Below are 22798 nucleotides of genomic sequence, written 5' to 3' on the forward strand. Positions count from 1 at the left end.
GCGGTCGGCGTCAGCTGGCCGCCCGCAGCGCCGCCCGCAGCTGCGCGCCCACCTCCGGCCGGTCGGCGAAGGGGTCCGGGGGATTATCACCATCGACGATGGCGCGCAGGCGCTGTCCCACAGGCCCGAGCGCGTGCGGGTGGCTGTAGATGTAGAAGCGGTCGCACTCGATGGCGTCGAAGACGCGCTGCGCGACCTCGGCCGCAGTCACCTTGCCGCTGCTCACCGCCTTTTCGCTCATCGCCTGTCCGATCAGCTGGCTGCGCGTCGGCGGCGCGGATACGAGCTCCGCGGGGCGGTTGCGTTGGCTGTGACTGATCCCGGTGGGCACGAAGTAGGGGCACAGGACGCTGGCCCCGATCTGGTCCGTCACCAGCCGCAAGTCCTCGTACAGCGTCTCGGTCAGCGCCACGACCGCGTGCTTGCTGACGTTGTACACGCCCATGTTGGGCGGCGTGAGCAACCCGGCCATGCTGGCGGTGTTGACGATGTGCCCACGCCACGCCGGGTCGGCGCGCGCCGCCGCCAGCATCATCGGGGTGAACAGCCGCACGCCGTGGATGACGCCCCACAGGTTGACCCCGAGCACCCACTGCCAGTCGGCCACCGTGTTCTCCCACACCAGGCCGCCCGCCGCCACCCCGGCGTTGTTGAAGACGAAATGAGGCGCCCCAAAGCGCCCTTGCACCGCCTGCGCCAGCGCCTCCATCTGGGCGGCGTCCGCGACATCGACCCGCTGGGCCAGCACCTCGGCCCCGGCGTGGGTCAGTTCGTCGGCCGCCGCCTGCAGCGCGTCGGGCTGCACGTCCACCAACACGAGCCGCATGCCGCGGCGCGCCGCCAGCCGCGCCACCTCCAGCCCGAAGCCCGACCCGGCCCCGGTGATCACCGCGGTCTTTCCTTGCCATTGCGTGAGCATCGTTTCATCTCCGCTGTCTCGGGCGCTGGGCCCGTGTTACCCTGGTGTTGCGGCTTCGGCAAGTGCCTTCTTTCCGTGGCCTGCATCGGCCCGGACAAGCCAATCCACTGCTCTGGTACGGTTTTGTCTGGAGTCTCCAGCGCTCCTCACCAGCACCGAACGCTGTGCGGTAGGCCCCAACTGCCGGATCAACAGCGGGGCATCGCGCGCTCGAGGATCGCCGCCAGATCCACGCCCGCGGGCAGCGTGCCAAAGGTCTGGCCCCAGTCACCCCCCAGCCGCGAGGCACAGAACGCCTGCGCCACCGGCGCGGGCGCGCAGCGCGCGAGCCACGCCGCCTGCACCGCCAGCGCCACGTCCTGGGCGAGGCGCCGGGCGTCGGATTCGGTCGCGGCAGCGTCCAGCCGAGCCGGCCACGTCCCCAGCCACCGGTCGAACGCCGGGTGCACGCCGCGCGCCGGTGCCAGCTCCGCCTCCAGCGCCGCGACCGCGTCCGTCTGCCGCAGCGCGCGCAGCAGGTCCAGCGCCATGATGTTGCCGGAGCCCTCCCAGATGCTGTTGACCGGCATCTCGCGGTACAGACGCGCCATCACCCCCTCGCCGCCCTCCTCCACGTAGCCATTGCCGCCGAGGCACTCCATCGCCTCCTGCGCGAACGCGGCACCGCGTTTGCAAATCCAGAATTTCGCCACCGGGGTGAGCAGCCGTTGCATCGCGCGCTCGTGCGCGTCGTCGGGCCGGTCATAGGTGCGCGCCAGCCGCAGCGCCAGCAGCGTCGCGGCTTCGGACTCCAACGCCAGATCGGCCAGCACGTTGCGCATCAGCGGCTGCTCGATCAACGGGCGGCCGAACGCCCGGCGCTGGCGGCAGTGGTCCAGCGCCAGCGACAGGGCCTGGCGCATCAGCCCCGCCGTGCCCAGCGCGCAATCCAGCCGCGTGAGCGTGCCCATCGCCAGAATCTGCGGCACGCCGCGCCCCTCCTCCCCCACGAGCCACGCGGTGGCAGCGTCGAACTCGACCTCGCTGCTGGCGTTGGCGCGGTTGCCCAGCTTGTCCTTGAGCCGCTGGATACGGATCGCATTGCGCGTGCCGTCGGGCAGCACGCGCGGCAAAAACAGGCACGACAGCCCTCCGGGCGCCTGCGCCAGGATCAGGAACGCATCGCTCATCGGTGCCGAGAAAAACCACTTGTGCCCCGTCACCGCGTAGCGCGCGCCCCACGCATCGTGCCCGTCGGGCCGCGCGCGCGTAGTGTTGGCGCGCACGTCGGAGCCGCCCTGCTTTTCCGTCATGCCCATGCCCATCGTGACCCCGGCCTTCTCGTGCCACGGCACGAGCCGCGGGTCGTAGGCGCGCGCGGTGAGCTTGGGCAGCCAGTCACGCGCGACGGCGGCGTTGGCGCGCAGCGCGGGCGTGACCGCATAAGTCATCGAAATCGGGCACAGCACCGACGGCTCGAGCTCGGTGAACAGCATGAAGCCCGCCGCGCGGCGGACGTGCGCGTGGCCGCTGGCCGCCTCCGGCGGCGCGAACGGCGTGCCGTGCAGCCCCGCGGCCGTCGCTTCGGCCATCAGCGCGTGGTAGCTCGGGTGAAACTCCACCTCGTCGATGCGGTGGCCGCGCCGGTCGTGCGTGCGCAGCTGCGGGCCGTGCACGTTGGCCAGCCGCGCGTGCTGCTGCATCTCGTGCGTGCCCCAACGCGCCCCCGCGGCGCGCAGGTCCGTCCAGTCCAGCTCCGGGGCCAGCACGCGCAGCGCGTCCTGCAGCGGCCGGTTGGCCTCGAAGAGGTTGACGTCCACCAGCGGCTCGGGCTGGTTGAAGACCTCGTGCGTGGCGGTGCCCATGGGCGGACTCCTCGCGCGGCGCAGCTTCCTTCATCCCCCCGCCAAGGCCGGCGCGCCGCGTCCGGCCCGCGGGGGATGGGTCACACCAGCTTGACGAGCTGCTTGCCGAAATTGCGGCCCTTGAGCAGCCCCAGGAAGGCCTCGGGCGCGGACGCGATGCCGTGCGCGATGCTCTCGCGCGGACGGTAGCGCCCGCTGCCCACCAGCTCGCCGAGTTCGGCCAGCGCCTCGGGCCAGACCTCCATGTGCTCGCTGACGATGAAGCCCTCGATGCGCATGCGGTTGATGAGGATGAGCGCCGGGTTGAGCATCGGCAGCGGCTGCCCGTCGTACCCCGCGATCATCCCGCACAGCGCCACACGCGAGAAGGCATTCGCGCGCAGCATCACCGCGTCCAGCACCATCCCGCCGACGTTTTCGAAGTGCCCGTCGATGCCGTTGGGGCACGCGGCCTTGAGCGCGCCGGCCAGCGACTTCAGGTCCCGGTGCTCGCGGTAGTCGATGCAGTCGTCAAACCCCAGCTCGTCGCGCACGTAAGCGCACTTGTCCGGACCACCGGCGATCCCGACCACGCGGCAGCCGCGCTGCTTGGCCAGCACGCCGACGGCGCTGCCCACGGCGCCGGCCGCGGCGCTGACCGTGATCGTCTGCCCCGCCTTGGGCTCGATGATCTTGACCAGCCCGTACCACGCCGTCACGCCGGGCATGCCCACCGCCCCCAGGTAGTGGCTGGGCGGGATGCGCGAGACGTCCACCTTGCGCAGCACCCCGGGCTGGTTGGCATCGACCACGCTGTACTCCTGCCAGCCGCCCATGCCGACGACCCAGTCGCCTACCGCGTAGCGCGGGTGGCGGCTCTCCACCACCTGCCCCACCGTGCCGCCGATCATCACCTCGTTGAGCGGCTGCGGTGCCGCGTAGCTCTTGCCCTCGTTCATGCGCCCGCGCATGTACGGGTCCAGGCTCAGGTAATGGTGCTGCACCAGCACCTGTCCGTCGGCCAGCGGCGGTGTTTCGGTTTGCACGAGGCGGAAATTGTCGACGCTCGCCTCGCCCTGCGGGCGGCTCACGAGCAGGATCTGCTTGTTCAGCGGCATATCACGTTCCTCCATCATGGCGCGGGACGCGCCGGTTGTGATTCGTGGGTGGATGGGGGACAACCCCTCTTTTGGTCATCGGCGGTTCGCCGGTCGATCGGCGGTGGTTCGTCTAACGGTCCGTTGTCCGTCGTTGGTCGCGTCAGTCGGTGGGCGCGATGCCACCCGCGTCTGCGCTGCGGTTGAGGTCGTGCACGTCGCGCCCCGGTGCGGGCAGGCGTCGCACGTAGCGAAACGTGCCGGTGGCGTGGGCGCACAGCCGCCCCTCGGCGTCGCGGATGTCCCCCTCGGTGAAGGCCATCGTCGCGGTGCGGTGCAGCAGGCGCGCACGCGCCAGCAGCGGCCCCTTCGCCGCCTGCATGAAGGTGGTTTTCATCTCGATGGTCACCACCCCCATGTCGCGCTGCACGCTGCGCGCCGCGTGCGCCATCGCCACGTCCAGCAGCGTCATGCTCGCGCCGCCGTGCACGACGTCGAAGGAGTTCAGATGTTGCGGTGCCGGGTCGAAGGCGATTTCCGCCTCCCCGTCCTCCCAGCGGCGCAGGCGCAGGCCCAGCAGCTCGACGAACGGGATGCGCACCGCAAACGGGATGTCACCCACCGACGACGGCACTGACGCCTCCATCGACCGCCAGCCATTGCCCGGTGATGTGCTTGCCCGCGTCGGACGCGAACAGCACGGCCACGCCCTTGAGGTCCTCGTCGTCGCCCAGGCGGTTCAGCGGCGCGTGCGCCGCCAGCCGCTCCTCGCCCATCGCCTGCAGCGTGCCGCGCGTCATCTTGCTCGGGAAAAACCCAGGGCAGATCGCGTTGACGCGGATGCCGTAGCGCCCCCACTCGGCCGCCAGCGCCCGCGTGAAATTGATCACCGCGCCTTTGGACGTGTTGTAGGCGATGGTGCGCATATCGGGCGGGTTGCCGCCCAGCCCGGCGATGGAGGCGACGTTGATGATGCTGCCGCGCCGCCGCGGGATCATGCACGCCTTGCCGATCGCCTGGCTCAGGACGAAGTAGCCGCGCACGTTGAGGTTCATCACCTTGTCCCACGCTTCCAGCGGGTGGTCCTCGGCCGGCGCCCCCCAGGCGGCCCCGGCGTTGTTGACCAGGATGTCGATGTCACCCAGGCGCTGCAGCGTCTCCGACACCAGGCGCTGGATATCGTCCTCGCGCGCGCAGTCGGCGGCGATCCAGCGCGCGTCGATCCCTTGTGCCTGCAGGGTCTGCACGGCCTCTTCCAGCTCATCGGGCTTGCGCGCGGTCAGCATCAGCTTCGCGCCGGCCTCGCCCAACGCCTGCGCGATTTGCAGGCCCAGGCCGCGCGAGCCGCCGGTGACCAGCGCCGTGCGGCCCTTGAGGTCAAACAGTTCGGTGATGGTTCGGGTCATGCAGGGTCTCCTCTTTGGTTCGGTAGGGGGTTGCGGGACCGTGGGGTCAAAACGCCTCGTCGGGCATCTCGGCACACGTCAGATCGCGCGTGCGCACGACACGCAGCCAAGGCTCGATCCTGGGCAGCTCGTAGTGGAAGAAGTAGCGGCACGCCTGCAGACGGCCGCGGTGGGCGGGGCCATCGCCCCGGGCGGCCACGCGCGCGACGTCCAGCCACATCCACGCGATGACCGTGTGGCCGAACGCCTGCATGTACGGCACGGCGTTGGCCAGCGCCGCGGTGGGGTCGCCGTCGGCCCACGCGGCGCGGGTCGCGGCCAGCACCGCATCCCACGCGTCGGCCAGTGCCTGCGCGTGCGCCGCCAGCGCTGGCTCCTCGCGCGCCTGCGCGACGGTCGCGGCGATGCGCGCGCCCAGCAGCGCCAGCCCCCGCCCCTGCTCCATCAGCACCTTGCGCCCGAGCAGATCCAGCGCCTGGATGCCGTGCGTGCCCTCGTGGATCATGTTGAGGCGGTTGTCGCGCCAGTACTGCTCCACCGGAAAATCGCGCGTATAGCCGTAGCCGCCATGCACCTGGATCGCCAGGCTGTTGGCCTCCAGGCACCACTCGCTGGGCCAGCTCTTGGCGATCGGTGTGAGCACCTCCAGCAGCAACCGCGCCTCGTCCGCCGCGGCGGTGTCGCCCGTGCGCTGCTCGTCCACCAGCCGCGCGCAATAGAGTTGCAGCGCCAGTGCCCCTTCGCAATAGGCCTTTTGCGCCAGCAGCATGCGCTTGACGTCCGCGTGCTGGATGATGGGCACGGGCGGCTGCGCCGGGTCCTTGCCCGCGGGGCCGATGGGGCGCCCCTGCGTGCGCGTGCGCGCGTAATCCAGACTCGCCCGATACCCGGCCATGCCCAGCATCGTGGCCGCCATACCGACGCCAATGCGCGCCTCGTTCATCATATGGAACATGTAGCGCAGGCCCTCGCCGGGCGCACCGACCCGGTAGCCGATCGCCCCGGCCCCGCGGCCGTCCAAGCCGGAGCCGAAGGCCGCGCCGGTAACGGGATAGCGCCCCTCGCCGAAGTTCAGCAGCGTGTTGGTCGTGCCACGCCAGCCGCACTTGTGGTTCAGGCCCGCCAGCGCCACGTCGTTGCGCTGCCCGGTGAGCCGCCCCTCAGCGTCGACCAGGCGCTTGGGCACGATGAAGAGCGAAATCCCCTTGACGCCGGGCGGCAGCCGCCCGTCCGGCCCCGGAATCTTTGCCAGCACCAGGTGGACGATGTTGTCCGTGAGCTCATGCTCACCGGCGGAGATCCACATCTTGTTGCCGCGCAGGCGGTAGCGCGGCCCCAGCGGATCGGCCTCGTAGCCGTCGCCGTCCGGCACGGCGCGCGTCGTGATGTCGCTCAGGCTGGATCCAGCCTGCGGCTCGCTCAGGCACATCGTGCCCGAGAAGCGCCCCGCCAGTTCCGGCAGCGCAAACGCCCGCCGCTGCGCCGGCGTGCCGTGCGCCATCAGCAGGTTGGCGTTGCCCACCGTCAGCATGCCGGCACCGATGCTGACCGACGCCGCGGCAAAAAACGCATTGCCCGCCGCCTCGATCGTGTACGGCAGCTGCATGCCGCCAACGTCGTAGTCCTGCGCGGCGCTGAGCATGCCACTCTCGGCGTACGCCTTCCACGCCTCGTGGGTCGCGGCGGGCAGGATGACCTTTTCGCCGTCGAAGCGCGGTTCCTCCGTGTCGACGAGCCGGTTGAACGGCGCGTACTTCTCGCGCGCGATGCGCTCGCACGTGTCGAGCACGGCGTCGAACGTCTCACGCGAGTGGTCGGCGTAACGCGCGCGAGTGGTGAGGGCCTGCACCCGCAGCCACTCGTACAACAGAAAGTCGATGGCTGCGCGCAGGCCCTGGCCCATCACAGCACCTCGAAGACGCCGGCCGCGCCCATGCCGCCGCCGATGCACATCGTCACGCACACGCGCTTGGCCCCGCGGCGCTTGCCCTCGATCAGCGCATGGCCCGTCAGGCGCTGGCCCGACATGCCGTAGGGGTGACCGATGGCGATCGCGCCGCCGTTGACGTTGAGCCGGTCGGCGGGAATGCCCAGGCGGTCGCGGCAGTAGATCACCTGCACCGCAAACGCCTCGTTGAGTTCCCACAGGTCGATATCGTCCACGGTCAGTCCCAGGCGCTGAAGCACCTTGGGCACGGCAAACACCGGGCCGATGCCCATTTCATCCGGCTCGCAACCCGCCACCGCGAAGCCGAGGAAGCGCCCCAGCGGCTGCAGGCCCTTGCGCTCGGCGACCTTTTCGTCCATCACCACGCACGCCCCGGCGCCGTCGGAGAACTGGCTGGCGTTGCCCGCGGCGATCGTGCCACCGGGCATGGCTGGCTTGATGCCAGCAATGGCCTCCTTCGTCGTGCCCTCGCGCAGGCCCTCGTCACGGCTGACCGTGACCTCGCGCGTGATCAGGCCGCGCTGCTTGTCGAACACCCCGGCGGTCACGGTGATCGGCACGATTTCATCGTCAAACTTGCCCGCCGCAGCGGCCGCGCACGCCTTTTGCTGACTCGCCGCGCCGTACTCGTCCATCGCGTCGCGCGAGATGCCGTAGCGCTTGGCCACCTGCTCCGCCGTCTGCAGCATGGTCCAGTAAATCTCGGGCTTGCGCGCCAGCAGCGCCGGGTCGGTCATCATGTGCTTGTTCATCTCGTTTTGCACGCACGAGATGCTCTCGACGCCGCCGGCCACATAAATCTCGCCTTCGCCCGACTGGATGCGCTGCGCGGCCAGTGCGATCGTCTGCAGCCCGGAGGAGCAGAAGCGGTTGACGGTCATGCCGGAGACGCTGACCGGACAGCCCGCGGCCAACGCGATCTGGCGCGCAATGTTCCAACCCGTCGCGCCTTCGGGGTTGGCGCAGCCCATGATGACGTCCTCGACCTCCGCGGGGTCGAGGCGGGCGCGCTCGATGGCGGCGCGCACCACGTGCCCCCCCAGCGTGGCACCGTGGGTCATGTTGAAAGCGCCCTTCCAGCTCTTGGCCAACGGTGTGCGGGCGGTGGAAACGATGACGGCATTGCTCATGTTCGGTTCTCCAGTAATCGCGGTGCCACTGCCTCAGACGGCGGCAAAACCCTTGCCCTCGGCCACCAGCCGCTGCAACAGCGGCGCGGGCTGCCAGAACTGGGCGTCGTCGTGCGGGTTCTTGGCAAAACGCTTCATCGCCTGCACGACGTTGAACAGGCCAAACTGCTCGGCATAGTGCATCGGCCCGCCGCGCCATACCGGGAAGCCGTAACCCGTGATGTAGACCATGTCGATGTCGCTGGCGCGCGCGGCAATCTTCTCCTCCAGGATGTGCGCGCCCTCGTTGACCAGCGCAAACACCAGGCGCTGCACGATCTCGTCGTCGCTGATCTTGCGCGGGTTGATGCCCAGCTCCTTGCGGTAGTCCTCGATCATCTGGTTGACCACCGGGCTCGGGATCGCGTCGCGCTTGCCCGGCTGATAGTCGTACCAGCCGGCACCCGTCTTCTGGCCGAAGCGCCCCATCTCACACAGCCGGTCCGCGATCTTGCTGTAGCGCAGGTGCGGTTTTTCGACGTAGCGGCGCTTGCGGATGTACCAGCCAACGTCGTTGCCAGCGAGGTCGCCCATGCGGAACGGCCCCATCGCAAAGCCGAACTTCTCGATCGCGCGGTCCACCTGCTCGGGCGTGCAGCCCTCTTCCAGCAGGAAGCCGGCCTGCCGGCTGTACTGTTCGATCATGCGGTTGCCGATGAAGCCGTCGCACACGCCGCTGACGACGCAGGTCTTTTTGATCTTCTTGCCCAGCGCCATCACGGTGGCGAGCACGTCCTTGGCCGTCTTGTCGCCGCGCACCACCTCCAGCAGCTTCATCACGTTGGCCGGGCTGAAGAAGTGCGTACCGATGACATCCTGCGGGCGTTTCGTGAACGCGGCGATCTGGTTGACGTCCAGCGTCGAGGTGTTGGTCGCCAAGATCGCGCCGGGCTTCATCACCGCGTCGAGCTGCTCGAACACCTGGCGCTTGACGGCCATGTCCTCGAACACCGCCTCGATGACCAGGTCCGCGTCGCGGATGTCGTCGTAGGTCATCGTCGTGCGCAGCAACGCGAGGCGCTGCTCGACCTGCTCGGGCTTGAGCTTACCCTTCTTGACCTGGCCCTCGTACACCGAGCGGATGTGCGCCACGCCGCGCTCGAGCGCCTCGGGCTTGGCCTCGAGCAGCGTCACCGGCAGGCCCACATTGAGGAAGTTGATCGCGATGCCGCTGCCCATCGTGCCGGCGCCGATGATGGCGACCTGCCGCACCTCGCGCACCGGCGTGTCCTCGGGAACGTCGGCGATCTTGCCCGCCGCCCGCTCGGCGACGAACAGGTGGCGCAGCGCCATGCTCACCGGCGTGTTCATCAGGTTGACGAAGGTCTCGCGCTCGAACGCCATCCCATCGTCGAAGCGCTTGGTCGTCGCCGCCTGCACCGCGTCGATGCACTTGAGCGGCGCGGGGTAGTGCTTGGCCTGCGCCCCGACCATGTTGCGCGCGAACTGGAAGTACGCGTCGCCCTGCGGATGCTGGCACGGCAGGTGGCGCACCAGCGGCAGCGGCGCCCCACCGGCGTGCTTATCGGCCACCTCGCGCGCCAGCGCGATGGCCTCCTCCAACAGCGTCTCGGCCGACGCGGCGAGCTTGTCGAAGAGCTTCTGCCCCGGGATGGCCGCGAGGATTTCGCTCGCCACCGGCTCGCCGCTGACGATCATGTTCAGCGCCGCTTCCACCCCGAGGACCCGCGGCAGCCGCTGCGTGCCGCCCGCGCCGGGGATGAGGCCGAGTTTGACCTCGGGCAGCGCCACCTTGGTGCCCGGTGCCGCGATGCGGTAGTGCGCCCCCAGCGCCAGCTCCAGCCCCCCGCCCATGCAAACGCTGTGCACGGCCGCGATGACCGGCTTGGCCGAGTGCTCCACCGCCAGAATGACGCTCAGCAGGTTCGGGTCCTGATAGGCCTTGGGCGAGCCGAACTCCTTGATGTCGGCGCCGCCAGAGAACGCCTTGCCGGCGCCGGTGAGCACAATGGCGCGCACGGCGGGGTCGTCGTTGGCGCGGTCCAGCCCCTGGGCGATGGCCTGCCGGGTGGACAACCCCAACCCGTTGACGGGCGGGTTGTCCAGGGTGATGACGGCCACGTCGCCGTGGACCTGGTAATGAGCGGTCATGGTGCCTCCTCGAAAGCGATCACGGACAAAACTGAACGGTCGTTCGGTTTTGCGTCGATTCTAGGCCGATGCGCCGGGGTTTGGCTACGTCGGGGTGTCGCCTGGTTGTCTCGTCCCGTTCGACCGAGAGCTGACCCCGCCCGAGGGAACGAATGCCGCTCCGCTACCGCGACGGAGCACAACGCCACCAAAACGTATCGCCGTGTTCGGCGTTCACAACGCGGTGACACCCTAACCGCCAGCCGTGTGCCAGCGAAGCGCCCGCTTACCAGCACCGCTGGTTTTACCGGATCGGTCGCTTATGGCTGCCCCAATCATTGATATCGGATTGGCCACCGCTCTACCTGTCACATCCCGGATGATCATATGGCCGTTTTTGGAACAGATGCGGGTGTGACGTGTACCACTGTTTCATGGCCTGCATGGGCGTGAGACCCTTGAGTGCGGCCTGGGGCAGCTGGTGGTTGTAAAGCCAAGCATAGCGCAGCAGGGTCTTCTCGAGATCCTCGCCGCTGATGAAGTGGTGGCTGCGCAGCACCTCCTCGATGCGGCCGTTGAAGCGCTCTACCATCCCGTTGGTCTGGGGGCGTCGCACGCGCGTGGTGCGGTGCTCGATGCCGAGTGCCTCGCACAGGCTCTCGAAGGCGTGGGTGGCACTGGGCTGCCCCAGCAGCCGTGCGGTGAACTCCTTGCCATTGTCTGTGAGGATCTTGTTGATCTTGATCGGGCACGCCGTGAGCAGCGACTTGAGGAAGGCGCGCGCGTTTCTCGCGCTCTTGGAGGCGTACAGGGCAATGAAGACCCAGCGCGTGGCACGGTCGATGGCCACAAAGAGGTAGCGCCGCCGCGTCTCATCGGCCATTTGCGGCAGGTACTTCACGTCGATATGAATGAAGCCCGGCTCGTAAGCGGCAAAGGGCTGATGTGCGGGTTTGGGCACCTGGGGCTTGAGGGATCGCAGCGACCCCACGCCGTGGCGTCGCAAGCAGCGATCCAGTCCCGAGCGCGACACGTCAGGACAGACGAACTCGCGCATGACCGACAGCAGATCATCCAGCGGCAGCAGCAGCGTCTTGCGCAGCTCCACTGCAATGGCCTCCTGCGCCGGGGTCATGGTGGTACGCAGCCGGTGCGGGGTGTGGGAGCGATCCAGAAAATCCTCGCGGCGCTTCCACTTGTACACCGTCATGAGCGAAACGCCGTAACGCTCAGCCAACACCGCAGCCGGCTCATCCGACAGCGCGATCTCGCGCCGTATGGCTGGCGTTGTACGCGCCAGGGCATGCAGCTTGATGTTCATGAGGGCATCTCCCGATGATGGTCGTCAACGCCTTGACCCGCTGCCCAGCAGCTCGCGCAGAACGCTTACCGCCAGCAGGTACGCATGGCGTGATGGCACTATCCAATCATCCGGGATGCGACATTTTATTGATCCAAACAAAACTTGAGGCACTGAGCCGCTACAACTCACCCCAAAGCGACGACAGCGGTGCCGCCCAAATCCTGTCCCCGAGGGGCAAAGCCTCGTTTCCATCATACAGCAATACCCCCATCGTGAATTGACTGCCCGCAAGGCTCGCCAACTTCCTCAGCCCGCGAAGATCGCTCTCTCTAACGGTAGCGGCCGCCTTGACTTCGACCCCGACCAGCCGTCCCGCAGCATTTTCGATGACGACATCGACTTCGACTTTGTCCGCGTCCCGGTAATACATCAAGCGGTAGTCGCCGTCTGCTGTGGTCGTGTGCTTGAGCAACTCCCCAAAAACGAAGGTCTCCAGTACATGACCAAACCGGACGCGATCCTGTTGTACACCATCCACCGTGAGATCCAGCAGCGCCGCCAGCAAACCGGCATCGACGAACTGCAGCTTCGGGGTTTTCACGACACGGGTCAGGCGGTTGCGCGACCAAACCTCGACGCGCTTGAGCAGATACATCTGCTCAAGTATCCCAATGTAGCGTGAAGCGGTCTTACCATCCAGGCCGACCTGACCACCGAGCTGGGTGTAGTTGCACATCTGACCGGCTGTCTGGGCGAGCGCTCGCAGCAGTCTGGGCAGATGATCGAGCTTGTCGATTTCCGCTACATCGCGCACGTCGCGCTGGATGATGGCGTCGAGGTACTGACGAGCCCACGCCACCCGACGCCGGTTTGATGTGCGCGCCACCGCTTCCGGGTAGCCCCCCCGTAGAACGCGCTCGATCAAATCGCCGCCCAGCGCCGGCTGACCGACCTTGGGCAGACGACCGGCAAAAACGCTGTCAATCCAATTGGTGGAGTGCCGCTCGATTTCGCTTTGCGACAAAGGCAGCAAAGTCAGCGTCTCCATCCGGCCGGCCAGCGAGTCGGCCACCGTCGGCAACGCCATCACGTTGGCCGATCCGGTCAGCAGAAAACGCCCGGGACGCCGGTCCTCGTCGACGCTCTTTTTGATCGCCAGCAACAACGGCGGTGCCCGCTGGATCTCGTCGATCACGGCGCGATCCAGGCTGCGGATCATCCCGACCGGATCTTCGCGAGCAGCCAACAGGGTCAGCTCATCGTCCAGTGTCAGATAGCGCAGACCCTGCAGCTTGGCCACCTGTCGCACCAGTGTGGTCTTGCCAGCCTGACGGGGGCCAGCGAGCAACACGACGGGGGTGTCCAGCAGGGCTTCCGCGATGCGTGGTTCGATCCAGCGCGGAAAAAGTGAAGTCGTGCTCATCGGCCAATGGTATCGTAAATTTCGGATCGTGATATCGTAAAGTTCGGAACGTATGATCTAAGATTTCGGAAGCACGTATCGGAAAAGAAGGAGCGATCAAGGCTGCGATGGCATCCCCATCCGGTCATGATCGACCGCCCCGCACCGCGCGCCCCGCCCCTCGGCGGCCGAATGCCAGACCGTGCATGGAGGGCGTCGCCTCTCTAAGTCCCACAGAGAGGGCTCGCCCGTCAATACGTCAACCGGGCGTAGTAGGTGCGCTCCGACGCCCGTCGCGCCTCGCCCAGTGTGCGGATGCCCTGCTGTTGCAGCAGCGGGATCAGGCGCAAGAACACCTCGGCCGTGACGAACGCGTCCCCAAGCGCCGTGTGGCGCCCGATCACCGGGATGCCAAAGCGCGCCGCGATTTCCTCCAGCCGGTGCGAGGGCTGCGCCGGGTGCACCACCGCCGACAGCAGCAGCGTGTCGAGCACGGGCTGGTCGAATGCGACGCCGGTGCGCTTCTCCTTGAGCTGCAGGAAACGCATGTCGAAGGCCGCGTTGTGCGCCACGAGCACGGTGTCGCGCGCAAAGGCGTGAAACGCCGGCAGCACCTCGGTGATGTCGGGCTGGTCGGCCACCATCTCGGGCGTGATGCCATGGATCGGGATCGTCTCGCGCGGGATGCTGCGGCGGGGGTTGACGAGCTGCTCGAAGCTCTCGTGCCGCAGCAGCTTGCCGTTGACGATGCGCGTCGCCCCGATCTGGATGATCTCGTCACCTTCCGACGGATTGAGCCCGGTGGTTTCGGTGTCGAACACCGTGTAGGCGAGCTCGGTCAGCGGTACGTCGTCCAGCGCCTGGGTCGCGGGCGAGACGCGGAACAGGTCGAAGTCGTAGAACTCGGGGCGGCTCTCGGTGCGCACGGCCGGCATGCTCTCGGCGGACTCCGCCGGTTCGATCGCGGTCAGACGCCAGCGGAAAAACGCCTCGCCCCGCGCGGCGTCGACCTCTGCCCACAGCGCCGCGCCGTGGCGCTCGACCACGTCCCGCACGCACGCAATCGCGCCGCCCGTGCCGATGCCCATCGGGTCGAGCTCCCAGCCCATCACGCCGTCGATGGCCCCATCAGCGGCGGCAGCGGGCCAGACGAGGTCCAGATGCGCGCGCGGCCCGTCTTCCGCTGGCGCGGCCTGCAGGCGCAGGCCGACGCGCGGGACTGCACGCTCGGTGTGCAAACGGCGCGCGAGGTACACGACCGCCTGGATGAGCGCGAAGCTGTCGACGCGCAACCAGACCTGCGCATCGACCGGCCCCATGTCCACCGGCACCCCGTCCACTTCGGCGAGCCGCCGCTCGAGCGCCGCCACCAGATCGGCGCCCAGCATGTCCTCCATCGGCCACGACTGGGTCCACAGCGCCGCGCCCTCGGCAACGAGCCGCTGCACCCGCTCGCCCCAGCCCAGCACCTCGTCGCGCACCACCTGCAGCAACCGCTCGCGCAACGCCGCGTCGGCGTCCGGCAGCGCCAGCACCTCCAACGCCGCGCGCACGTTGGCCAGGCTGCGCCGGCTGCCTTCCGTCAGATCGAGCCACAGGCGCTCGCGCTGCGCGGCCTGTTCGTGCTCGCGCGTGATGTTGTCGAGCAGCAGCACGAAACCGGCGAGTGCCGATGGGTCGGCGTCTCCGCCCTCGACCGGCCGCACCGGCGCCACCTGCACCCGCAGCAACTGCCCCGCACGGGTGGCCGTGACGAACTGCGCGCTGGGGTGCGCCGCCCCGCGGCGCAGGCGCTGCTGGATACTCTCCAGCGCGTGCGCGATCAGCGCGCGGTCGAACACGGTGTAGATCGACCGCCCGAGGCCGATGAGCTCGGCCCCGCCGGCAAGCGTCGGCGCCTGCGACAGCGCGCGAAATTGCAGGCGCGCGCGGTTGTTGTAGAGCAGGATGCGCCCGTCGCGGTTGCACACGACCACGCTTTGCGTCAGCTCCGACATCAGCGCGGCCAGGCGGGACTTCTCCTGCTCGATGCCGCGGGCGGCCTCACGCACGCGCTGCTCGACCTGCGCGCGCCAGTCCTCGCGCTGCTGCACGAGCTGGTTGAACAGCCGCGCGACGCGCCGCACCTCGGCCGGCCCCCGCTCGCGCAGCGCGGGCGCCCCCTCGGCGGTGAGCAGCACCTGCGCCTCCTCCGCCAGCCGCCGCCAGGGGTGCACCCCCACGTCGAAGGCCCGCTGCAGGCCCCACGCGATGCCGCCCATGCCAAACAGCCACATCAGCAGCACGAACCCCCAGCGGTCGCCCAGCAGGTCCAACATCCGCGCGCGGGCATCCGGCTCCAGCGTCACCGCGATCAGCCCGACCGTGACCCCGAGCCACGCAAGAGACACCACGCCGGCACCGGCGAGCAGCCACCACAGGCGCGGGTCGATGCGGCGGCTCACGCCGCGTCCTCCAGCAGCTCGCGCACGCGCCGCACCAGATCCTGCGTCGCAAACGGCTTGGTGATGTACGCATCGGCACCCAGCGCCAGCCCTTTGGCCACGTCGGCATCGCGCCCCTTGGCCGTGAGCAGCACGATGCGCATCCCGGCGAGGCGGGCGTCGGCGCGGATCGCCTGACAGACATCGAAGCCGCTCTTGCGCGGCATCATCACATCGAGCAGCACCAGGTCCGGACACCACTGCGCAGCCGTCTGCAGCGCCTCGTCGCCATCGCGCGCGAGCCGCACCTCGTAGCCCTCGCGCCGCATCAGGAACTCCAGCGGAATCAGGATGTTCGGCTCGTCATCCACGATCAGCACGCGCTTGCTCACGGAGCTCGTCTCCTCTGCTCGGTTCGTCGTTCGCAGTGTAGGGCATGGCCAGCGGCACGTCGAAGCCGAAACACGCCCCCTGCCCTGGTGCCGACCGCAGCCACAGGCGGCCGCCCAGGTGTTCGATGATGCGGCGGCTGATCGGCAGCCCGAGCCCCGTGCCCCCGGGGCGCTCGCGCGCGTCGCGTCCCTGACGGAATTTCTCGAAGATCACCGCCTGTTCCTCGGGTGGCACACCGGGCCCGTTATCCTGCACTTCGACCCGCGCCATCGGCGTGCGCGCATCGGCCACCATCGACACCCGCAGCACCACCTCGCCGCACCCCTCGGGCACGAACTTGGCGGCGTTGGACAGCAGGTTCATCAGCACCTGCTGCAGCCGGTCCGGGTCGGCGCGCACGACGACGGGGCGATCGGGCACCTCGACCGTCAGGCGGGCGCCGCGGGCCTGCAGCAACGGCTCGGCCGCGCGCGCGGCCTGCTCCACCAGATCCTGCAGCACCACCTCACCCACGTGCCAGTCGGCGTGGCCGGACTCGATCTTGGCCAGATCCAACACCTGGTTGACCAGACGCGTCAGGCGCTCGCTCTCGGCCACGACAATGTCCAAAAATTGCTGGCGCTGCGCCACGTCCATGCCGGGATCGTCACGCAGGATCTCCGTCAGCGCCCTGATCGAGGTCAAAGGCGTGCGCAATTCGTGCGTCACCGACGACATGAAGTCGTCCTTGAGCCGGTCGAGCTCCTGCAGCCGCTCATTGGCCGCACGCAGCTCGGCCGTGGCGCGCTCCAGCGACCGAGACTTGTCCTCCAGCGCCCGCGACAGCGCCCGCAGCCGCCCCGTCTCGCGCAGGATGTCGAACACGTCCTCCAGCCGCAGCGGCTGCTCCTCCACCACCGACGCGACCAGCCAGCGCGCCGAGGCGCTGCCGACCGCGCCCGCGAGCTGCGTCTCCACCCAGTGCACCAGCGCCGCATCCGCCGGCAGGTCCGGCAGGGCCACACCGCGGGCGCGCGCCTGCTCCTGCAGCAACGCCTGCGCGCGCTCCGCGCCCAACACCCGTGCGAGCAGCGCCTGCAGCGAGGCGAGCGACGCCTCGCCGCGCCAAAACACCGGGCGCTCCTCGGCCGTGGTTCGGTCGAAAACGTCCACGAACAGCAGGGCCTGACTCGTCTCGACCGGGCCCGGGGGACGCGCGAGCGAGACGCCCACGTACAACCCGACATTGACCAGTGCGCTCCAGAAGAGCGCGTGCGTCAGCGGATCGAACCCCTGCAGCCCGAAGAGCGCCTCTGGGCGCAGCCAGTCGATGCCCCACGGCCCCTCGGTAACGAAAGCGGCGCTGAGCCAACCGGATTTGGCCAGCGACGGCAGCATCAGGGTATAGGCCCACACCGCAAAGCCGCCGAGCAGCCCGGCCATCGCACCCGCGCGGCTTGCTCCCTTCCAGACCATCCCGCCCAGGAGCGCGGGAGCAAACTGCGCCACCGCCGCAAAGCTGATCAGCCCGATGCTCACCAGCGCGTAGGCATCGCCGGCCAGCCGGTAGTAGCCGTAGCCGAGCAGCAACAGCAGCAGGATCGCACCGCGCCGGATACGCAGGATGACCCGCGTCAGGTCGGTCGGCGCACGGTGCCGCCCCTGCCGGCGCAGCCACCACGGCAGCACCAGATCGTTGCACACCATGGTCGCCACGGCGATCGACTCGACGATGACCATGCCCGTCGCCGCCGACAGCCCGCCCAGGAACACCAGCAGCAGCAGGGCCTCGGCCCCCGCGACCTGCGGCAGCCGCAGCACGAACACCTCCGCCTGCGGCGACCCGGCACCGAACGTCAGCCCCCCCGCCAGCGCCAACGGCAGCACGAACAGGTTGATCAACCACAGGTACAGCGGAAACCCCCAGGCGGCGCGGCGGATGTGGCGCTCATCTACCGCCTCCACCACCATCACCTGGAACTGCCGCGGCAGCAGCAGCACCGACAGCCCCGCGAGCACCGTCAGCGCCAGCCACGACGACCACGCAAACGCCCCCGGATCCCCGAGGGTGAGCAGCCGCGTCAACGCGGGGTCGGCCTGCGCCCGCGCGATCAGGTCACCCCAGCCGTCGAACATCCCCCAGGTGACGAACGCCCCGACCGCGAGGAAGGCGGCAAGCTTGACGAGCGACTCGAAGGCGATCGCCGCCACCATCCCCTCGTGCCGCTCGGTGCTGTCCCAGTGCCGCACGCCAAAGGCGATGGTGAACACCGCCAGCCCCAGCGCAAGGTAGAGCGTGCTGTCGTGCCACCAGGGCTGGTGCAGCGCCCCGGCGGCCGAGCCGTCGATCACCACCGCGGAGGCCACCGCGATGCCCTTGAGCTGCAGCGCGATGTAGGGAACGATCCCGACGACCGTGATCAGCGTCACCGCCCCCGCGAGCGCGGGGCTTTTGCCGTAGCGGCTGCCGATGAAATCGGCGATCGTCGTGATGCGGTAGGTGTGCGCGATGCGCACCATCTTGCGCAGCACCACCCAGCCCAACACCAGCGCCAGCGTCGGCCCCAGATAGATGGGCAGGAACCACAGCCCGCCGCTCGCGGCACGGCCCACGCTGCCGAAATACGTCCACGCGGTGCAGTACACCGCCATCGACAGCGTGTACACCCACGCGTTGCCGATGACGGAACGGCCCTGCTGCGCGCGCCGGTCCGCCCAGTGCGCGATCGCGAACAAACCACCAAGGTACGCGAACGCGGCGGCGAGGACGACGACAGGAGACATCGGACCACGGCGCCGCCGTCGCTCAGTCCGGCGCGCGCTCCATGCACCACGCGAGCGCGCCGATGAGCGCGCCCCATACGAGAAACAGCGCCACGACGAACCCCGCGGGGCCGCCCAGGCGCTCCCCCCAGAACGCCCACACCGCGAGCAGCGGGAAATTCAGCGCCAGCACCCCGGCGCCGAACAGGGCCCACAGCCGCGACGCTTCCGGGGATGTCGCGTCGTGCTGCCGCATGGCCGGGGCCCCCGTCCTCGCCTCAACCCTGGGCGGCGAGGCGCTGCCAGGTGTCGACCACCGTGTCCGGGTTGAGCGAGATCGAGCTGATGCCGCGCTCCATCAGCCAGCGGGCAAAGTCCGGGTGGTCGCTGGGGCCCTGCCCGCAGATGCCGATGTATTTGCCCTGCGCGCGGCACGCCGCGATCGCGCGCTCGATCAGCGCCAGCACCGCCGGGTCGCGCTCGTCGAAGTCGTGTGCCAGCAGCTCCAGCCCTGAGTCGCGGTCCAGCCCCAGCGTGAGCTGCGTCAGGTCGTTCGAGCCGATCGAGAAGCCGTCGAAATACTGCAGGAACTGCTCGGCCAGGATGGCGTTGCTCGGGATCTCGCACATCATGATGAGCTTGAGGTCGTGCTCGCCGCGCTTGAGCCCCATCGACGCCAGCAGCTCCGTGACGCGCTGCGCCTGCGCCAGCGTACGCACGAACGGCACCATCACCTGCACGTTGGTCAGGCCCATCTCCAGCCGCACGCGCTTGAGCGCCTCCACCTCCATCGCAAACGCCTCGGCGAAGTCGTCGCTGATGTAGCGCGCCGCGCCGCGGAAGCCCAGCATCGGGTTTTCCTCGTCGGGTTCGTAGCGGCTGCCGCCCACCAGCTTGCGGTACTCGTTGCTCTTGAAGTCCGACAGCCGCACGATCACCGGCTTGGGCCAGAAAGCCGCGGCGATCGTCGCCACGCCCTCGGCCACCTTATCGACGTAGAACGCGCGCGGGCTGGCGTGGCCGCGGGCGGCGGATTCCACCGCGCGCTTCAGATCGGCGTCGACGTTGGGGTAGTCGAGGATGGCCTTCGGGTGCACGCCGATGTTGTTGTTGATGATGAACTCCAGGCGCGCCAACCCCACGCCGCCGTTGGGCAGCTGCGCGAAGTCGAAGGCGAGCTGCGGGTTGCCGACGTTCATCATGATCTTGACCGGCAGCTCGGGCATCGCACCGCGCTGCACCTCGGTGACCTCGGTCTCCAGCAGCCCCTCGTAGATGTGGCCGGTGTCGCCCTCGGCGCAGCTGACCGTGACGAGCTGTCCGTCCTTGAGGGTGTCGGTCGCGTTGCCGCATCCCACGACAGCCGGAATGCCCAGCTCACGCGCGATGATGGCCGCGTGGCAGGTGCGCCCGCCCCGGTTGGTCACGATGGCGCTGGCGCGCTTCATGATCGGCTCCCAGTTCGGGTCGGTCATGTCGGTGACCAGCACGTCGCCGGGCTGCACCTTGTCCATCTCGGCGATCGAGTGGACGATGCGCACCTTGCCGGTGCCGATCTTCTGGCCGATCGCGCGCCCTTGCGCCAGCACCGGGCCCTTGGCCTTGAGCTGGTAGCGCAGCTCCACCTGGCCCGCGGCCTGGCTCTTGACCGTCTCCGGCCGCGCCTGCAGGATGTAGATCTGCCCGTCGACGCCGTCCTTGCCCCACTCGATGTCCATCGGGCGGCCGTAGTGCTGCTCGATGATGAGCGCGTAGCGCGCCAGCTCCAGCACCTCGGCGTCGGTGAGGCTGTAGCGGTTGCGCTGCTCCACCGGCACGTCCACGGTCTTCACGAGCTTGCCGCCGGCGGCCTTCTCCTCGGGCGTTGCGAAGACCATCTGGATCAGCTTGCTGCCCAGGTTGCGGCGGATGATGGCGTGCTTGCCGGCCTTGAGCATCGGCTTGTGCACGTAGAACTCGTCCGGGTTGACGGCACCCTGCACCACCGTCTCGCCCAAGCCGTAGCTGGCGGTGATGAACACCACGTCCTCGAAGCCGCTTTCGGTGTCGATCGTGAACATCACGCCCGACGCGCCGAGGTCCGAGCGCACCATGCGCTGGATGCCCGCCGACAGCGCCACCTCGCTGTGCGCGAAGCCCTTGTGCACCCGGTAGCTGATGGCGCGGTCGTTGTAGAGGCTGGCGAACACCTCCTTGATCTTGTGCAGAATCTGCTCGATGCCGACGACGTTGAGGAACGTCTCCTGCTGCCCCGCGAAGGAGGCATCCGGCAGGTCCTCCGCGGTGGCGGAGGAACGCACGGCGTAGCTCGCGTTGGCCCCACCGTCGAGCCGGGCGTAGGCCTCGCGGATGGCGGCCTCGAGCGCCGGCGGGAAGGGCTGCGCCTCGACCAGCGCGCGGATTTCGGCCCCGGTGGCGGCCAGCGCCTTGACGTCGTCGGCATCCAGCGCCGCCAGCATCGCGTGGATGCGCTGGTCGAGCCCGCCGTGTTTGAGGAATTCCCTGAATGCATGCGCGGTCGTGGCAAAGCCGGTGGGCACGCGCACACCCTGCGGCAGTTGCGAAATCATCTCGCCGAGGCTGGCGTTTTTGCCGCCGACGATCTCGACGTCGGCCATGCGCAGTTGCTCGAACGGCACCACCAGCGCGTCGGGGGGAAAGCGATCGGACATGGTTACAGACTCCACGATGTTGAAAAACCCGCTCGCGTGTCACGGGGGCTTACTGGTTGTCGTTGGTGCCCACCGGTGTCGGACGGGGCGCGCGCACCCAAGCGCGCCGCCGCCAGCCGCGATAATGCGGCGATTGTAAGTTCCCACCCCTGTCGCCGGCACGCGCCGGCCCCGACGCATGCCCAACCGCACCGCTTTTTTCGTCTCCGATGGCACCGGCATCACGGCCGAAACGTTCGCGCGCGCGATCCTGACGCAGTTTGAAATCTCGCCCAAGATGGTGCGGCTGCCGTTCGTCGACAACGTCGACAAGGCCCACCAGGCACTGCGGCAGATCAACCACGCCGCCCACGTCGACGGCAAGCGGCCGCTCGTCTTCACGACCGTGGTCAACATGGACGTGATGGACGTGCTGCGGCGCGATTGCGAGGGCATGCTGATCGACATGTTCGGCACGTTCATCGCCCCGCTCGAGCACGAGCTGGGGATGAAGTCCAACCACCGCGTCGGCCGCTTCTCGGACGTGACCAAGAGCCGCGAGTACCACGACCGCATCGAGGCGATCAACTTCACGCTCGAGCACGACGACGGACAGACGAACGAGAACCTGGAAAAGTCCGACGTCATCCTGGTGGGCGTGAGCCGCAGCGGCAAGACGCCGACGTCGTTGTACCTGGCGCTGCAGTTCGGCCTGAAGGCGTCGAACTATCCGCTCATCCCGGAGGACTTCGAGCGTCGCCAGCTGCCACCGGCCGTGCTGCCGCACAAAAAGAAACTCTTTGGCCTGACGATCGACCCCAAGCGCCTGAGCGAAATCCGCCACGAACGGCGCCCCAACTCGCGCTACGCGAGCCTGGAAAACTGTCAGTACGAGGTGCGCGAGGCCGAAGCCCTGATGCGCCGCGCGGGCATCCGGATCCTGTCGACGACCCACAAGTCGATCGAGGAAATCGCCACCATCATCCGGCAGGATCTGGAGGCGAAGACGGCGCGCTGACCGGGGCCGACCGCGCCACGGCCGGCCGCTCCGATGGCTCGCGTCACGCCCCGCGGCCGCGTGGGGTGCGCGCCTTGGGCTGCGCAATGCCGTGCGCGTGCCGCGCCAGCGCGAACGACAAGAAGATCTTCATCCACAGCGTCGTACCGGCGATGGCGACCCAGTCCTGATACGCCAGCCAGCCCATCAGCACCGAGACGATCACGCCGACGAGCACACCGCCCGCGATGAGGTTGATCGCGAGTTCATAGGGCGCCCAGCGCTCGGCGTCGGCGGGCGGCTCGCCCTTTTTGAGGGCGACCTCGGAGAAATCCCGGCGCACCGCGATGCGCCATGCCCGCCGCAGCCAGAAAAACGCCACGGGAAAGAGGACCAGAAAAAACAGGATCTTGAGCGGATAGACGGTGATCATG

At 68.6% G+C, this 22798-nt stretch carries 17 protein-coding genes; 1 reads left to right on the forward strand and 16 read right to left on the reverse strand.

The window, feature by feature from the left end:
* Positions 1-10: 10 nt before the first annotated feature.
* The 15 genes from LCC91_RS05935 to ppsA all read right to left on the reverse strand — a co-directional run bounded on the left by LCC91_RS05935 (position 11) and on the right by ppsA (position 21388).
* Positions 11-919 carry an SDR family oxidoreductase gene (locus LCC91_RS05935; RefSeq protein WP_043703564.1) on the reverse strand — a complete coding sequence of 303 codons (909 nt, stop codon included), beginning with the start codon at positions 917-919 and terminating at the stop codon, positions 11-13.
* A gap of 188 nt (positions 920-1107) precedes the next feature.
* The gene (locus tag LCC91_RS05940) at positions 1108-2763 is read right to left on the reverse strand and encodes an isovaleryl-CoA dehydrogenase (protein ID WP_043703566.1); all 1656 of its coding nucleotides are present in this window, start codon (positions 2761-2763) and stop codon (positions 1108-1110) included.
* Between the two features lie 80 nt (positions 2764-2843).
* Positions 2844-3860: an NADP-dependent oxidoreductase gene (locus tag LCC91_RS05945; RefSeq protein WP_043703631.1), complete on the reverse strand. Its 1017-nt coding sequence runs from the start codon at positions 3858-3860 to the stop codon at positions 2844-2846.
* 142 nt (positions 3861-4002) lie between these two features.
* Positions 4003-4485: a PaaI family thioesterase gene (locus LCC91_RS05950; protein ID WP_043703568.1), complete on the reverse strand. Its 483-nt coding sequence runs from the start codon at positions 4483-4485 to the stop codon at positions 4003-4005.
* Positions 4454-5245 (reverse strand): SDR family oxidoreductase, encoded by a 792-nt coding sequence (locus LCC91_RS05955; protein WP_043703570.1) that lies wholly within the window; start codon positions 5243-5245, stop codon positions 4454-4456. The genes LCC91_RS05950 and LCC91_RS05955 overlap by 32 nt, the downstream gene beginning before the upstream one ends.
* 46 nt (positions 5246-5291) lie before the next feature.
* Complete coding sequence (locus tag LCC91_RS05960; RefSeq protein WP_043703571.1) at positions 5292-7148, reverse strand: acyl-CoA dehydrogenase; 1857 nt, start codon at positions 7146-7148, stop codon at positions 5292-5294.
* Positions 7148-8323: an acetyl-CoA C-acyltransferase gene (locus LCC91_RS05965; protein WP_043703573.1), complete on the reverse strand. Its 1176-nt coding sequence runs from the start codon at positions 8321-8323 to the stop codon at positions 7148-7150. Before LCC91_RS05965 ends, LCC91_RS05960 begins: the two co-directional genes overlap by 1 nt.
* Before the next feature lie 33 nt (positions 8324-8356).
* A complete protein-coding gene (locus tag LCC91_RS05970) occupies positions 8357-10474 on the reverse strand; it encodes a 3-hydroxyacyl-CoA dehydrogenase NAD-binding domain-containing protein (protein WP_043703574.1) in 2118 nt (705 codons plus the stop codon).
* Between the two features lie 340 nt (positions 10475-10814).
* Positions 10815-11774, reverse strand: a complete 960-nt coding sequence (locus LCC91_RS05975; RefSeq protein ID WP_224440934.1) for an IS481 family transposase — start codon at positions 11772-11774, stop codon at positions 10815-10817.
* Between the two features lie 160 nt (positions 11775-11934).
* Positions 11935-13179, reverse strand: a complete 1245-nt coding sequence (locus LCC91_RS05980) for an ATP-binding protein (RefSeq protein ID WP_043701907.1) — start codon at positions 13177-13179, stop codon at positions 11935-11937.
* A 230-nt stretch (positions 13180-13409) separates the two neighbouring features.
* A complete protein-coding gene (locus LCC91_RS05985) occupies positions 13410-15602 on the reverse strand; it encodes a 3'-5' exonuclease (RefSeq protein ID WP_224441044.1) in 2193 nt (730 codons plus the stop codon).
* A complete protein-coding gene (locus tag LCC91_RS05990) occupies positions 15599-15973 on the reverse strand; it encodes a response regulator transcription factor (RefSeq protein WP_043701905.1) in 375 nt (124 codons plus the stop codon). Before LCC91_RS05990 ends, LCC91_RS05985 begins: the two co-directional genes overlap by 4 nt.
* Entirely contained in the window at positions 15945-18737 is a 2793-nt protein-coding gene (locus tag LCC91_RS05995) for a sensor histidine kinase (RefSeq protein ID WP_052231645.1), read from the reverse strand. The genes LCC91_RS05990 and LCC91_RS05995 overlap by 29 nt, the downstream gene beginning before the upstream one ends.
* A gap of 22 nt (positions 18738-18759) precedes the next feature.
* Positions 18760-18972, reverse strand: coding sequence for a hypothetical protein (locus LCC91_RS06000; RefSeq protein WP_043701903.1), 213 nt, complete (start codon positions 18970-18972; stop codon positions 18760-18762).
* Positions 18973-18994: 22 nt separating this feature from the next.
* Positions 18995-21388 (reverse strand): phosphoenolpyruvate synthase, encoded by a 2394-nt coding sequence (ppsA, locus tag LCC91_RS06005; protein WP_043701900.1) that lies wholly within the window; start codon positions 21386-21388, stop codon positions 18995-18997.
* 178 nt (positions 21389-21566) lie between these two features.
* Here ppsA and ppsR point away from each other — a divergent pair, with 178 nt between their 5' ends.
* Positions 21567-22385 carry a posphoenolpyruvate synthetase regulatory kinase/phosphorylase PpsR gene (gene ppsR, locus LCC91_RS06010; RefSeq protein ID WP_143897389.1) on the forward strand — a complete coding sequence of 273 codons (819 nt, stop codon included), beginning with the start codon at positions 21567-21569 and terminating at the stop codon, positions 22383-22385.
* 43 nt (positions 22386-22428) lie between these two features.
* Here the strand turns inward: ppsR and LCC91_RS06015 are convergent, their stop codons facing one another.
* On the reverse strand, positions 22429-22797 hold the full coding sequence (locus tag LCC91_RS06015) for a hypothetical protein (protein WP_143897388.1): 369 nt from the start codon (positions 22795-22797) through the stop codon (positions 22429-22431).
* Between the last annotated feature and the right edge of the window lies 1 nt (position 22798).

The sequence above is a fragment of the Tepidimonas taiwanensis genome (genome assembly GCF_020162115.1).
GTDB lineage: Bacteria > Pseudomonadota > Gammaproteobacteria > Burkholderiales > Burkholderiaceae_C > Tepidimonas > Tepidimonas taiwanensis.